A 13,285-nucleotide genomic window follows, 5' to 3' on the forward strand; every position below is an offset into this window, starting at 1 on the left:
CTGTCGCGGGCATACGGCCGCACGGTGGCACGGGTGGGGGCGGCGGCACCCTCCGAGCGGGGCAGGCGCATTCGCCCACCCGCAGCGCCCGCGGGCACCGGTCGCTAAGGGACCAGGTGCCCCAGATCGTTCCAGCTCTCGATCGCCGGCTCCCCGTACGCCCACCCCAGCACCGACAGCGACGTCGGATTGAGCCGTATCCGTGCCGCGAAGTCCAGCGGCAGCCCGAGCCAGCGCGCCCCGATCGACCGCAGGATGTGCCCGTGGGCGAAGACCAGCACGTCACGGTCCTCGGCCCGGGCCCAGGCCACCACCTGGTCCGCGCGGGCGGTCACCTCGGCGAGCGTCTCTCCGCCGGGGACGCCGTCGCGCCAGATGAGCCAGCCCGGCCGCTCGTCCTGGATCTGCTGCGGCGTGAGGCCCTCGTAGGCGCCGTAGTCCCACTCCACGAGCGCGTCCCAGCGCGTCGCGCGGTCACCGAAGCCGGCCAGTTCGCACGTCTCACGCGCGCGGGACAGCGGACTGGTGCGGACCTCGACGCCGGGCAGGCCGTCGAAGGGCGGCCGGTGCAGCCGCTCGCCGAGGAGCTTGGCGCCGCGCCGGCCCTCCTCCAGGAGGGGGACGTCGGTCCTGCCGGTGTGCTTGCCGGACAGCGACCACTCTGTCTGTCCGTGCCGGGCCAGCAGGATGCGCGGTGCCATGGGGAGCCTTCCGGGAAAAAGTACGATCTTCAGGCGGAACCCTTCCATCATCGCGCACCCTTGGCGGGAGCAACCCGAGGGTCGATCTCTGCGTCTTTGAGGGCCGGGGCGCCCCATGAGGGCGGGCGCATACACCGTAAAGTGGCACGACCGGCCGGACACCACCGGAGATCACCGGGAGCCGCAGCACCGACAAGAGCGACGAGAACGGGGAGGGGCATCGGATGCCGCAGACGGAGGCACCGGCACCACGCACCGAGGCGGCCCCGCGGACCCGGCTGCGCTGGTGGACGGAGCTGCCGCTGATCCTGCTGGTGTACGGCTGCTACTCGGCGGGCCGGCTGCTGGCCCGCGGTGACGTCTCCAGCGCCGTCGACCACGGACTGGCGATCCTGCGCCTGGAGAAGCTGCTGCGGCTCAACGCCGAGCACCCGCTCAACCGCCTGTTCACCCGCGAGCCCTGGCTCGGCGTCCCGGCCGACTTCTGGTACGCCTCACTGCACTACGTGGTGACGCCCGCGATCCTGGTGTGGCTGTTCCGGACGCGCAGCGCGCACTACCGCGCGGCCCGCACCTGGCTGATGGGGTCCACCTTCATCGGGCTGATCGGCTTCACGCTGCTGCCGACCTGCCCGCCCCGGCTGCTCTCCCCCGACCACGGCTTCGTGGACACCATGGCCCACTACAGCTCGTACGGCTGGTGGGGCGGCGAGGCCAGCGCACCGCGCGGCCTGGGCGGCATGACGAACCAGTACGCGGCCATGCCGAGCCTGCACGTGGGCTGGGCGCTGTGGTGCGGGATCATGCTGTGGCGCCACGGCGGCACGCGCTGGGCCAAGACGGCCGGCGTCGCCTACCCGCTGCTGACCGCGCTGGTGGTGATGGGCACCGCGAACCACTACTTCCTGGACGCGGTGGCGGGCGTGGCCGCGATGGTGGTCGGGCTGCTGCTCGCGCCGTACCTGATGCGGGGCATGGACCGGGCCCGGGCGGCGCTGGCGGCCCGCGCCCCGGCCGTCGCATGGCGCACGAGCGCCGCGGGTTCCCCGATTGTCAGTGGTGGATGCCAGACTTCGGCGGGTGAGCGAATTCCACGGCAGCGCGAAGCACGGTTCGGTTCCGGAGCCGAGCCGGGTGCCTCCTCCCAGGACGCGGGGGACGGCGCTCCGGCACCGGCTCGCTGAGCTGCGCGGCCCCGGCGTGCCGGCCCGGGCGCTGGACGCCCGCGCGCTGGCGGCGCTGGCCGCGAACCCGGGCTGCAGGCGGCGCGCGATCCTGGACGGCGCGGGCGTGGACAAGGCGGCGCTGGCGGGCGCGCTGGGGTCGCCTTCGGCGTTCGGCCAGTCCCAGTTCGCCTTCATGCGGGGCAACGCGTTCGAGGCGCGGGTCAAGGCCGACGGCGGTGCGGAGCTGCTGCGGCTGGCGCACCAGCGGCTGGACCCGGGCGCGGAGCCGCCGCGTCAGGCCCAGCTCCCGGACCTGACCGCCGCGGGCCCCGAGGGACGCGCGGAGCGTACGGCGATGGCGCTGCGCGAGGCGACGGCGGCGGGCGGCTGGACGCTGCTGGACCACCCGATGCTCGCCCTGGAGGTGGCCGGCTCCCCCGCCTACCTGGAGCCGGACGCGGTGGCGGTGCACCCGGACGGCAGCTGGACGGTCGTGGAGATCAAGTCGTTCCCGATGCTGGACGGCTCCGCGGACCCGGCGAAGGTCGGCGCCGCGGCGCGCCAGGCGGCGGTGTACGTGCTGGCGCTGGAGGACGTCGCCGCCCGGATCGCCCGGGACATCTCCGACCAGGACGGGGCGCCTGTCCCGCGCGTGCGGCACCGGGTGCTGCTGGTGTGCCCCAAGGACTTCTCCAACCTGCCCACCGCCTCCGCCGTGGACGTGCGCAAACAGCGCGCGGTGACCGCCCGCCAGCTGGCGCGCCTGACCCGCATCCAGGACATCGCCGACACCCTCCCCGAGGGGGTGTGCTTCTCCCCCGAGCTGCCCGCCGAGGAGCTGACGGCCGCGGTCGAGGCGGTCCCGGCGACCTACGCGCCCGAGTGCCTGGCCGCCTGCGAGCTGGCCTTCCACTGCCGGGCACGCTCCCGCGACCAGGGCGCCGTGACCGCCCTGGGCCGCTCGGTCCGCGCCGAACTGGGCGGCCTGACCACGGTGGAGGACGTCCTGGCGGCGGCGCACGGCGAGGCCGGCGACCCCGACGACCCGGCCGTGGCCGCCCTGCGCAGGGCGGCACGGCTGCGGGCGGAGGCGCTGAGCGGCCACCAGGACGCACTCGGCGGCCGCCCGGCCCCCAGGGACCACGCCCACCGGGACCACGACCACGGGGACCACCGGGAGGCGGCGTGTCGCTGATCGCCACCCTCGCCCGGCTGGAGGCCGTGCGGGACGGTCGCGCCCGGCCCGCCGCGACCGTCCGCCACCGGCATGTCGCCGAGCGTCCGCTGGTGTTCGTGCCGCTCACCACCGCCGGTGAGGCCGGCGCCCCGCTGGGCGCGCTGATCGGCACCGACCGGGACGCGCCCCGGCTGCTGGCCGTGCCGCAGCCGCGCGACCGGGACCTCAGGTTCGCGTTCCTGGCCGAACTGGCCGATGTGATCCTCCCGTACATCGACTCCTACGCCGACACCGTGGAGGCCGCCGAGCGCAGCGAGACCGACCCGGAGACCGGCAAGCGGGTCAAGGTCGAGGTCGAGCTGTGCGCGGACGCACCCCAGCTGATCGTGCCGAGCCGCGCGGGCATCGACTTCGTACGGCTGCTCGGACGCTCCACGCGGTTCCGGCGCACCGCCGAACAGGACCCCGAGGCCCCGCACCCGGCGCCGCCGAGGGTGCCGCTGCTGGGACGGTGGCTGACCCACTTCGGGGAGCGGGCCCGGGTGCCCGGCTCCTCGCTGCTGCTGGCGCTGAGCGATGTGCTGGCCCGGCACTGGACCACCGGCCAGTCCAGCCTGGAGGACCAGCACCTCGGGGCGCTGCTGGCGTGGATCACCCCGCCGGTGGGCGTCCCGGGCGCCGAGGCGGCACTGCGCGCGGAGCTCGCGCGGGACGCGGCCGGCCAGCTGGAGTGCCCGCCCGCGGGCCCGGCCACCGACCCGGCGTTCGACAACAAGCTGCTCGCCCCCGCCATCGAGCGCTACGACCGCGCCCGTACCGCGCTCGCCGCCGCCGAGGACGGCTTGGAGGCGGACGACCGGCTCGGCGCCCTCACGGCGGCCGAGCGGCACATACGGGCACTCGTCGAACAGTGCACGCGCCCCACGTGGGAGAAGGTCTGGGACGGTCTGGACCTGCTGCGGACGCTGCCCGAGGGCGGGCACGTGGCGGAGCGGTGGACGCGCGACCGCTGGTCGTTCACCGGTCACCGCGACCGGGTGCTGGCCGGCGAACCGCCGCAGCCGCGCCGCGACGACGCGGTCACCGCCGCGAACAAGCTGGCCACCCGCGAGCGCGAGCAGGCCCGGCTGGAGGCCCAGGAGGCGCTGGACGACCCGCTGGTCATGGCGGGGCGGCGGCTGGCCGGGGAGGCGTTCGCGGGCGAGGTGACCGATGTGACCATGGCGTACAGCGAGGGCAGGCGGCCCAGCCCGCGCCCGCTGGTCACCGTGCGCACGGACGACCGGCCGCACCTGGGCGAGCGGGCCCGGGTGTACCGCTCGCTGGGCGGGAAGCCGCAGTCGGCGGAGTTCGTCGGCTTCGCGGAGGACGGCGGTCCGGAGGACGGCGGTTCCGAGGCGGGCGGTCCCGAGGGGGGCGGTCCCGAGGCGGGCGGGGCGCTGATCGTGCTGCGGATCCTCGACAAGATGGGGCGCGGCAAGGAGCCGGAGGCCGGTTCCGTGCCGGAGAAGGGCGACCACGTGTGCTTCACGCTGTTCGAGCACGAGCAGCGCGGCGGGGCCAAGCTGCCCGACCCCGAGCAGACCCCGTGGACGCACGGCGGCCCGCCGGGCGAGGAGAGCGTGCCGGAGATCCCGGACCCGGTGACGGAAGAGGATGTGTTGTGACCGCCCCCGCGCACCCCACCCGGGCAGTTCCGGACGGCGCCGCCTTCGATCCGGGGGCGGCGGCCGCCCGCGCCACCGAGGCGATCCTGCGCGACACCCTGCACGGCCCGCACCGCGGTGTCGTCGTCGACTCCCCGCCGGGTGCGGGCAAGTCGACGCTCGTCGTCCGCGCGGCACTGGAGCTGGCCGAGGCCGGGCGGCCGCTGATGGTGGTCGCGCAGACCAACGCGCAGGTCGACGACCTGGTGCTGCGGCTGGCGGAGAAGAACCCCGAGCTGCCGGTGGGCCGGCTGCACAGCAGCGACACCGACCCCTACGACAAGGCCCTCGACGACCTGCCGAACGTACGGAAGTCGGCGAAGGCGGCCGATCTCGCCGGTCTGGACGTCGTGCTGTCGACGGCCGCGAAGTGGGCGCATGTGAAGGTCGACGAGCCGTGGCGGCACGCGATCGTCGACGAGGCGTACCAGATGCGCTCCGACGCGCTGCTCGCCGTGGCCGGGCTGTTCGAGCGGGCGCTGTTCGTGGGCGATCCCGGTCAGCTGGACCCGTTCTCGATCGTGGGCGGCGAGCAGTGGGCGGGGCTGTCGTACGATCCGTCGGCCTCCGCGGTGACCACCCTGCTGGCCCACAACCCCGAGCTGCCCCAGCACCGGCTGCCGGTGTCCTGGCGGCTCCCGGCGTCGGCGGCACCGCTGGTCTCGGACGCGTTCTACCCGTACACGCCGTTCCGCAGCGGTACCGGGCGCGGTGACCGGCGGCTCACCTTCGCGGTGCCCTCGGACGGCTCGGGCCCCGACCGGGTGATCGACGAGGCCGCCGAGTCGGGCTGGGGCCTGCTGGAGCTGCCCGCGCGGCACACTCCGCGCACGGATCCCGAGGCCGTGCGGGCGGTGGCGGCGGTCGTGGCGCGGCTTCTGGAGCGGGGCGGGGCCGCCGTCTCGGAGCGGTCCCCGGATCCGGCCCCGCTGACCGCCGACCGGATCGCCGTCGGCACCGCGCACCGGGACCAGGCGGCGGCCGTACGGGCGGCGCTGGCGGACCTCGGTGTCACGAACGTCACAGTGGACACGGCGAACCGGCTCCAGGGCCGGGAGTTCGACGTCACGGTGGTCCTGCACCCGCTCTCCGGCCGCCCCGACGCCACCGCCTTCCATCTGGAGACCGGCCGCCTGTGCGTCCTGGCCTCCCGACACCGGCACGCGTGCATCGTGATCTGCCGCGCGGGAGTCAGCGAACTTCTCGACGACCACCCCTCCACGGAACCCGTCCAGCTGGGCGTCACGGTGAAGTTCCCGGACGGCTGGGAGGCGAACCACGCCGTACTGGCCCGGCTGCGGGAACATCGAGTCGGGTGGCAGCCATGAACAGCGGCCCGCAACCCGTCACCACCACCCAGCCCGAACCACCCCCACCGCCGGACGGAGTCCGGCACGCCGCCGCAGGCGGCAGAGAAACACAGCCCGGACGGCTGGGAGGCGAACCACGCCGTACTGGCCCGGCTGCGGGAACATCGAGTCGGGTGGCAGCCATGAACAGCGGCCCGCAACCCGTCACCACCACCCAGCCCGAACCACCCCCACCGCCGGACGGAGTCCGGCACGCCGCCACAGGCGGCAGAGAAACACAGCCGGACGGCTGGGAGGCGAACCACGCGGTACGGGCCCGGCTGCGGGAACATCGAGTGGGGTGGGCGCCTTGAGAACCTGTGGGCCTTGAGAACCTCCGGGGTGGGTAGGAACTGTCTCTGTCCGGTCCGCCGGGGTCCGTGTGATCCCAGGGAGGGGCAGGCGCCGTGAGGCGACCGCCCCCCTTGCGTGGGCGCGGGACAATGGAGGGTGGCCCTGAAAGAGGTGGCACCGATCCGAACCGTACGAGGAGGACACGAGATGGCGGAGCCCGAGCCGCGTCGGAACGAGCAGCGGCTACGCCCCGCGCCCCTGATCTTCGAGCCCGCGGAGGCCGCTGCCGACCCCGAGCACTTCTTCGACCTGGAGTCGATCGAGGACCCCGGGGCGCTGCTGGCGCGGGCGACCGAGCTGACGCTCGCGTTCCGCGCGGCGGCCGACCGTGCCGTGGAGTTCCAGGCGATCGCGGCGGCGCAGCTCGCCGACCCGCGGCGGTTCGACCGGCTGAGCCCGGCGGACATCGCCGAGCGGGCGGAGTGGACCGAGGACTACGCCAAGAAGATGGTCGAGTTCGGGCGGGACCTGCTGCGCGGGGCCGAGGGGCTGCACGCCAATCCGGCCGACCCCGTCTGACGCTTCGCCCCAGGCGCTTCACCGGCGTCCGACGCCGCCTCGCCGTCCGACGCTTCCCGCCCGATGGGCTGGCATATGCCAGGCGGGCAAGATACTCCTCACCTTCCCTTTCTGTCCCGGTTTCCGGCAACCCTGGGAAAGTGCCCCCTCACGGTCGGTAGACGTATCCGACATGAGCCGCACTGGGAAGCAACCGCTCGCCGACCGCCTCGACCTCGCGGCAGGCCGCCGTTCCGACACCTCCGACGCCTCCGGCGTCACCGCGGACGGCGCGGCCTGGCTCGCCTCGGCCGGCCCGTATCCCCGCAGCACGCTCGCGTTCTGGCGGGAGCGGCCGGACGCGCCGGTCGTGCTGCCCTGCGGCGCCGCCTTCGACGTGGTCAGCGCACCGGCGATCTTCGGCCGCCGGATGCTGGACCGGCTGTGGGAGGAGGGCCCGGGGACGGGCCCGGTGGCCGTCCACCGGGGGCGGACGCTGTTGTTCGCCGCCCCGGGCACGGCGCAGCGGCTGCCGTCGCTGCTGGAGTGGGAGGAGTGGGGGTCCCGGGGCCGGCAGGACCGCTCCGGGCGCGCCGGCGGCGTTCCCCCGCTGCTGTGCCACGGCAACGGCGACGCGGTGACCGTGCCGGCCCCGGCCGGCGGCCCTGGGCTCATGCGGTCCGCGTCCCGCTGGCTGGTCGCCCCGGACACCCGTCACCCGTGGCTGCCCGGCCCGGAGATCCTGCTCTGGGCGGCCGTGCGGGCGGCTCGTGCGGCCGTACGGATTTCGATTTTTCCTCCCGCCGACCAGGATGCTAATGTCTACGACGTCAGCAGGCGCCGCTAGCTCAGTTGGTTAGAGCAGCTGACTCTTAATCAGCGGGTCCGGGGTTCGAGTCCCTGGCGGCGCACGATGGCGATGGCGAGGCATGTTCGCGGAAAACGCGAATCGGCCTCGCCATCGTCGTTTCCGCACGGTTTCGCTCCCTCCGCGCCGCCCATCATGCGGTCAGCCCGCTTGGGCCGTGGGGTAGCCGGGTGTGATCTTGACCGTGTACGCGCCCGAGGGCGTACGGTCCTCCACCTCCACACGGACGCCGTCGCCCGGCACCGTGAAGCTCTCCCCCACGCCGATCGGCGCGTCCGCGAGCGGCGGGTACACGGAACTCTCCGGGCAGGCCGAGGTGTGCGGATGGGCGTCGATCACCTGGACGGGGCCGCCGCCCGACTCCATCTCGCTGCGCACCCGGTACACCAGCACCCCCTCCCGGCATCCGGCGATGTCGCTCCCGAGCGACTCCCGCACCTCGAGGGCCAGCACGCTGTCGTTCCCGGTCCGCACCACCGCGAGCTTCGTGCCGCCGCCCAGCCCGAACATCGGCGACCCGGCGGCACCCGTCGCCGGCGACCGCGCGTCCGGCACGTCCGCGCCCGCCGGGCCCACCTCCACCGGTTCCAGCGTCAGCCGGGTCGGCCCGGTTCCCCGCACGCACGCCACCTGGCGCGGGTCCAGCCAGCCGAGTTTCCACTTGTGCCAGGCGAACAGATCGGGCGAGAGCGCGAACTGGCTCCCCATCAGGTCCCAGTCGCCCACATAGGTGTCCCAGTCGCCCTTGCCGTCCGAGGGCCGGTGGTACAGGTCCGGCAGGTCGAAGACGTGCCCGGTCTCGTGGGCGAGCACCAGCCGGTCCGGGGGGTGCCGTTCGAACACCGTCACCACCCGCCGGATGTCCGTGTGGTCGGCCCACAGCGGGGTGTCGAGGTTGACGACCTTCGTGGCGTCGGAGTCGACGCCGGGCGCGTCCGGGTCGGCGACGAAGTAGACGACGCGGTACCGCGAGAAGTCCACCTCCTTGTCGGCGGCCGCGAGGGCGTCGTGCAGGTAGGCGGCCCGGTCGGCGGGGTTCCAGTCGCGGTGCATGGCGTACGCGGTGGACGGCCGCGGCATCCGGATCCAGTGCTTCAGCGGATGCGGGCGCAGCACGAACCTGCCGTAGGACGCCCGTGCGTAGAACTGGCTGGTGGCCGGGAAGTGGTCGGCGGCGAGTTCCGCCGGGGTGGTGCGCGGGGTCGAGTCGGGGAAGGACAGGAAGATCATCACGGCGTCGATCGGCTTGACGGGCCGGGCGTAGGCGGCGTTCCAGGTGTCCACCCCCTCCGAGTGGTGCGCCTCGGTCCGCCGCAGCGCGCACGGCGCCGGTGAGAAGGGCTCGGCGGCCGAGGGACCGCTCAGGATCGAGGTGGCGGCGACCGCCGACAGGACGCTGAACACGGCCGTGGTGCTGCGCAGTCGGGGCCGCGCCGCCGTCCCGGTCAGCGCTTCGAGGGCGTCACGGCTGAGCGCCTTCAGAGCGAGCTGACGCGGCACAGGGACCTCCGGGTGCGGTTCGCGGGGACACCGCACCCAGCCTGTGGCAGTTTGTAGGTGTACGCCCTGTTTGTCTGCACCGGAAGGGTGAGGGACGGGTGAGTGGTCCGAGTTCGCGCCGCACCAGGCCGTTGCCTGCCCCGAGTTCGCGGCCGCTGGCCGCACGGAGTTCGCCGCCGTGGCGGATCCGGACGGCGACACCCCCGAACCGCTCACGGAACGTCACAAGTGGTCGGCCGTCAGAAGAACCCGTCCAGGCACGAGCAGAAACGATCTGGCAGAGGGACCCGCCGCACGGCAGGACCGGCAAGCGGCTGGAACGGGTCAGGCGCCGGCATCTATGATCGGCACACTTTCCTGGCACTTCCTGCGCGGGCACGGGCCCGGCGGCCGTGCGTCACCCGGCCGGCCACCCGACGAGACCGATACGAAGACCGAGTGCACTGCGGGAGCGAGCGGTGAGCGGAACGTCCGAGGGGCCGACGCCCACGGCAGACCTCATCCGGCCGAAAGTCACACAGAGTGATGTTACGAAGTCGTCCGGTGCCGGACCGCTCGTGGCCGCCGTCCACGAGGGGGCCGTCGCCGCCACCGCCCCGGCCCCTCCCGCGCCGCCCGGGACCGGCCCCTGCGCGCCCTCCCCGACCGGCCTGACCGGCCCCTCCGACCCGGCCCCGGCGCCCGCCCCGACGCCCCCGCCGGCCCCCCTCCGCGCCCCCGGCCTCACTCCGTTGGCGGAACCGGCCCCCACTCCGCTCGAATTCACCGACTTGGCCCAACCCGCGCAGGACCCCCGACTCCCGCAGGACCCCGGATCCGCGCAGGACCCCCGACTCCCGCAGGACGCCTGCTCCCCGCAGAGCCCCCACCCCGCCCCCGCCGGTCAGCCCTTCCGCTCGGTCTTCGACGCCGCCCCCCTCGCGATGGCCGTTCTCGACGGCGACGGGCTGGTCGTCAGCGCCAACGACGCCTTCGGCGCGCTGCTCGGCACCGGGCCCGACGAACTCGCCGGACAGGTCGCCGCCGACCTGGTCGACCTGGCCTCCGACGCCCGCACCTGGCACGCCTACCGGGAGGTCCTGCGCGGACGGCAGGCCCGGCTGCGCTGCACCCGCCGCCTCAAACACGCCGACGGCCGCTCCCTGTGGGTCCAGGTCACGGTCGCCCCCCTGCCACCCGAGAGCCCACCAGGAGCGGCCGGACCCCCCGGCGTGCTGCTGTCCGTCGCCGACGTCAGCGCCCGGCGCGAACTCCAGGCCCGGCTGCGGCATGTGCGGATGCACGACCCGGTGACCCGGCTGCCCAACCGCACGCTGTTCTTCGAACGCCTGTCCGCCGTACTGGAGGCGGAGCCGACGGCGCCGGCGGAGTCGTACGACGAGGAGCGCGGCGGGACCGGCCGGATCGGCCTGTGCTACCTGGACCTCGACGGCTTCAAGGCGGTCAACGACACCCTCGGCCACCACGTCGGCGACCGGCTGCTCGCGGCCGTGGCCCAGCGGCTGACGAACTGCGCCGACGCGGCCGCCCACGGCCGGGCCGGCGCCCCGCTGGTGGCCCGGCTCGGCGGCGACGAGTTCGCGCTGCTCGTCGAGGACTCCACCGGCACCGAACAACTCGCCGGCCTGGCCGAGTCGGTGCTGACGGCCCTTCAGACGCCGTTCGAGATCTCCGGCAGACGGCTGTCGGTGTCGGCGTCGATCGGCGTGGTCGAGCGGCGGACGGCAGGGACCTCGGCCACCGCCCTGATGCAGGCGGCCGACACCACCCTGTACTGGGCGAAGGCGGACGGCAGGGCCCGCTGGACCCTGTTCGACCCCGAGCGCAACGCACACCGCATGACCCGTCAGGCGCTGGTCTCCACGCTGCGCGCGGCCGTCGAGCGGGGCGAGTTCACGCTGGAGTACCAGCCGCTGGTCGGCATGGACGACGGGCGGCTGCGCGGGGTCGAGGCGCTGGTGCGCTGGCGGCACCCGCAGTTCGGTGTGCTGACGCCGAATCGGTTCATCACACTGGCGGAGGAGGACGGCTCGATCGTGCCGCTCGGCCGCTGGATCCTGGCCACCGCCTGCCGCCAGGCCCGGCGCTGGCAGCTGGACCACCCGGACGAGCCGCCGATCTTCGTCAGCGTCAACGTGGCGGTCCGTCAGGTGTGGGACTCCGACCTGGTCGCGGACGTCGCCCAGGTGCTGGCGGAGACCGGACTGGCGCCGCATCTGCTGCAGTTGGAGCTCACCGAGTCGGCGGTGATGGGCTCGGCCGGGCGGCCGCTCCAGGCCCTGCGGGCGCTGAGCGACATGGGCGTGCACATCGCCATCGACGACTTCGGCACCGGCTACTCCAACCTCGCCTACCTCAGCCGTCTGCCGGTGTCGGCGCTGAAGCTGGACGGTTCCTTCGTGCGCGGCTTCCAGTACGAGGAGCGACAGACGCGCGAGGCGGAGGCCCGGCAGGCGGAGAACCCGCAGGCCGCGGTGAACCGGCAGGCGGAGACCCCGCAGCCCGCGGCGGACCGGCCGAGCCCCGCCGACGAGGTGATCGTGGAGGCGATGATCCAGCTGGCCCACCGGCTGGGACTGACCGTCACCGCCGAGTGCGTGGAGACCTCCGACCAGGCCAGCCGGCTGCGCCGGATCGGCTGCGACACCGGGCAGGGCTGGCTGTACTCCCGGCCGGTGCCGCCGGACCGTATCTCCGAACTTCTCGACGGCCACGCCTGCGGCCGCCGGTAGCGGCGTCAGGCCCAGGGCGAGACGCCCCTAGGACGCGCCGGGCAGCCCGTAGGCGTCCGCGATGAGTTCGTAGCTGCGCAGGCGCGCGTCCCCGCTGTGGGCGTTGCTCGTGATCATCAGCTCGTCGGCGCCGGTGCGCTTGTGCAGGTCGTCGAGGCCGGAGTGGACCTCGTCGGGCGTGCCGTGGACGACGTTGGCCGTCCAGGAGGCGACGAACTCCTCTTCCATCGGGCTGAATTCGTACGCTTCCGCCTCCTCGGGGGCGGGGACCAGGCCGGGCCGGCCGGTGCGCAGCCGGACCATGTTCAGCGCGGCGGCCCGCACCTGGCGGCGGGCTTCCCGCTCCTCGTCGGTGGCGAGGGCGGCGACGCCGATCAGGGCGTACGGGGCGTCGAGCACCGCGCTGGGCCGGAACGACTCGCGGTACAGGTCCAGGGCCGGGACGGTGTTCTGCGCGGAGAAGTGGTGGGCGAAGGCGAACGGCAGGCCGAGCATGCCGGCCAGGCGGGCGCTGAAGCCGGAGGAGCCGAGCAGCCAGATCGGCGGCCGGTGCGGCGACTGCACCCCGCCCGGGGAGGTGGCCTGGACCGGGCCGGGGACGGCGTGGATACGGCGGTAGGGGTGGCCGTCGGGGAAGTCGTCGTCGAGGAAGCGGGTGAGTTCGGCGAGTTGCTGGGGGAAGTCGTCGGCGCCCTCGTTCAGGTGGTCGGTGCGGCGCAGGGCGGCGGCGGTGGCGCCGTCGGTGCCGGGGGCGCGGCCGAGACCGAGGTCGATCCGGCCGGGGGCCATGGCCTCCAGGGTGCCGAACTGCTCGGCGATGACCAGCGGGGCGTGGTTGGGCAGCATGACGCCGCCCGAGCCGAGGCGGATGCGCTCGGTGTGGGCGGCGAGGTGGGCGAGGATCACGGCCGGTGAGGAGGAGGCGACGCCCGGCATGGAGTGGTGCTCGGCGACCCAGTAGCGGTGGTAGCCCCTGGCCTCGGCCAGGCGGGACATCGCGACACTGGTGCGCAGCGCGTCGGTGGCGGTGCGGCCCGCCCCCACGGTCACCAGGTCCAGTACGGAGAGGGGTACGGGTGCGATGCAGTGGGCTTCGCCGCGGATCTCGTTCGCCAACACGGGGGCGCCTCCTGTGTGTGCCGTGCGCTGTCCTGCCTGCCCGGCGTTAACAGGAGACGCTCTCCGCTTATTCCCTCACCCCGTCTCTCACCCTCTCTCACCCCGTCCCTCAGGC

10 protein-coding genes and 1 tRNA gene are annotated in these 13,285 nt (G+C 74.2%); 8 read left to right on the forward strand and 3 right to left on the reverse strand.

Going from position 1 to position 13,285, the window contains the following annotated elements:
- Window positions 1-104 precede the first annotated feature (104 nt).
- Window positions 105-701: a histidine phosphatase family protein gene (locus tag R2S09_RS23715; protein WP_306189902.1), complete on the reverse strand. Its 597-nt coding sequence runs from the start codon at window positions 699-701 to the stop codon at window positions 105-107.
- 224 nt (window positions 702-925) lie between these two features.
- On the opposite strand from R2S09_RS23715, the gene R2S09_RS23720 reads away from it, so the two are divergent.
- The 7 genes from R2S09_RS23720 (at window position 926) to R2S09_RS23750 (ending at window position 7,862) form a co-directional block, all read left to right on the forward strand.
- Window positions 926-1,885, forward strand: coding sequence for a phosphatase PAP2 family protein (locus R2S09_RS23720; RefSeq protein ID WP_316743108.1), 960 nt, complete (start codon window positions 926-928; stop codon window positions 1,883-1,885).
- Window positions 1,836-3,062 carry a hypothetical protein gene (locus R2S09_RS23725; protein WP_306189900.1) on the forward strand — a complete coding sequence of 409 codons (1,227 nt, stop codon included), beginning with the start codon at window positions 1,836-1,838 and terminating at the stop codon, window positions 3,060-3,062. The genes R2S09_RS23720 and R2S09_RS23725 overlap by 50 nt, the downstream gene beginning before the upstream one ends.
- Complete coding sequence (locus R2S09_RS23730; protein ID WP_316743110.1) at window positions 3,053-4,711, forward strand: hypothetical protein; 1,659 nt, start codon at window positions 3,053-3,055, stop codon at window positions 4,709-4,711. Before R2S09_RS23725 ends, R2S09_RS23730 begins: the two co-directional genes overlap by 10 nt.
- Window positions 4,708-6,078 (forward strand): AAA family ATPase, encoded by a 1,371-nt coding sequence (locus R2S09_RS23735; protein WP_316743112.1) that lies wholly within the window; start codon window positions 4,708-4,710, stop codon window positions 6,076-6,078. The genes R2S09_RS23730 and R2S09_RS23735 overlap by 4 nt, the downstream gene beginning before the upstream one ends.
- 522 nt (window positions 6,079-6,600) lie before the next feature.
- Window positions 6,601-6,972, forward strand: a complete 372-nt coding sequence (locus R2S09_RS23740) for a hypothetical protein (RefSeq protein ID WP_306189897.1) — start codon at window positions 6,601-6,603, stop codon at window positions 6,970-6,972.
- Window positions 6,973-7,144: 172 nt separating this feature from the next.
- Window positions 7,145-7,798, forward strand: a complete 654-nt coding sequence (locus R2S09_RS23745) for a bifunctional DNA primase/polymerase (RefSeq protein WP_306189896.1) — start codon at window positions 7,145-7,147, stop codon at window positions 7,796-7,798.
- Window positions 7,789-7,862 (forward strand) — tRNA-Lys (locus R2S09_RS23750). The genes R2S09_RS23745 and R2S09_RS23750 overlap by 10 nt, the downstream gene beginning before the upstream one ends.
- A 98-nt stretch (window positions 7,863-7,960) precedes the next feature.
- Here R2S09_RS23750 and R2S09_RS23755 read toward each other — a convergent pair.
- Complete coding sequence (locus R2S09_RS23755) at window positions 7,961-9,319, reverse strand: M6 family metalloprotease domain-containing protein (RefSeq protein ID WP_316743114.1); 1,359 nt, start codon at window positions 9,317-9,319, stop codon at window positions 7,961-7,963.
- A gap of 458 nt (window positions 9,320-9,777) precedes the next feature.
- Between R2S09_RS23755 and R2S09_RS23760 the strand changes: the two genes are divergently transcribed.
- The gene (locus R2S09_RS23760; RefSeq protein WP_399144504.1) at window positions 9,778-12,051 is read left to right on the forward strand and encodes a putative bifunctional diguanylate cyclase/phosphodiesterase; all 2,274 of its coding nucleotides are present in this window, start codon (window positions 9,778-9,780) and stop codon (window positions 12,049-12,051) included.
- A gap of 27 nt (window positions 12,052-12,078) precedes the next feature.
- Here R2S09_RS23760 and R2S09_RS23765 read toward each other — a convergent pair whose 3' ends face one another.
- Complete coding sequence (locus R2S09_RS23765) at window positions 12,079-13,170, reverse strand: LLM class flavin-dependent oxidoreductase (RefSeq protein WP_316743118.1); 1,092 nt, start codon at window positions 13,168-13,170, stop codon at window positions 12,079-12,081.
- Window positions 13,171-13,285: the final 115 nt, after the last annotated feature.

Source organism: Streptomyces sp. MK7 (genome assembly GCF_032658145.1).
Classification (GTDB): Bacteria; Actinomycetota; Actinomycetes; order Streptomycetales; family Streptomycetaceae; genus Streptomyces; species Streptomyces spiralis.

Excerpts from the sequence above, each read along its gene's own strand:
- R2S09_RS23720 (WP_316743108.1), top strand. The coding sequence starts at position 926 with ATGCCGCAGACGGAGGCACCGGCACCACGCACCGAGGCGGCCCCGCGG.
- R2S09_RS23740 (WP_306189897.1), top strand. The coding sequence starts at position 6,601 with ATGGCGGAGCCCGAGCCGCGTCGGAACGAGCAGCGGCTACGCCCCGCG.
- R2S09_RS23715 (WP_306189902.1), bottom strand. The coding sequence starts at position 701 with ATGGCACCGCGCATCCTGCTGGCCCGGCACGGACAGACAGAGTGGTCG.
- R2S09_RS23745 (WP_306189896.1), top strand. The coding sequence starts at position 7,145 with ATGAGCCGCACTGGGAAGCAACCGCTCGCCGACCGCCTCGACCTCGCG.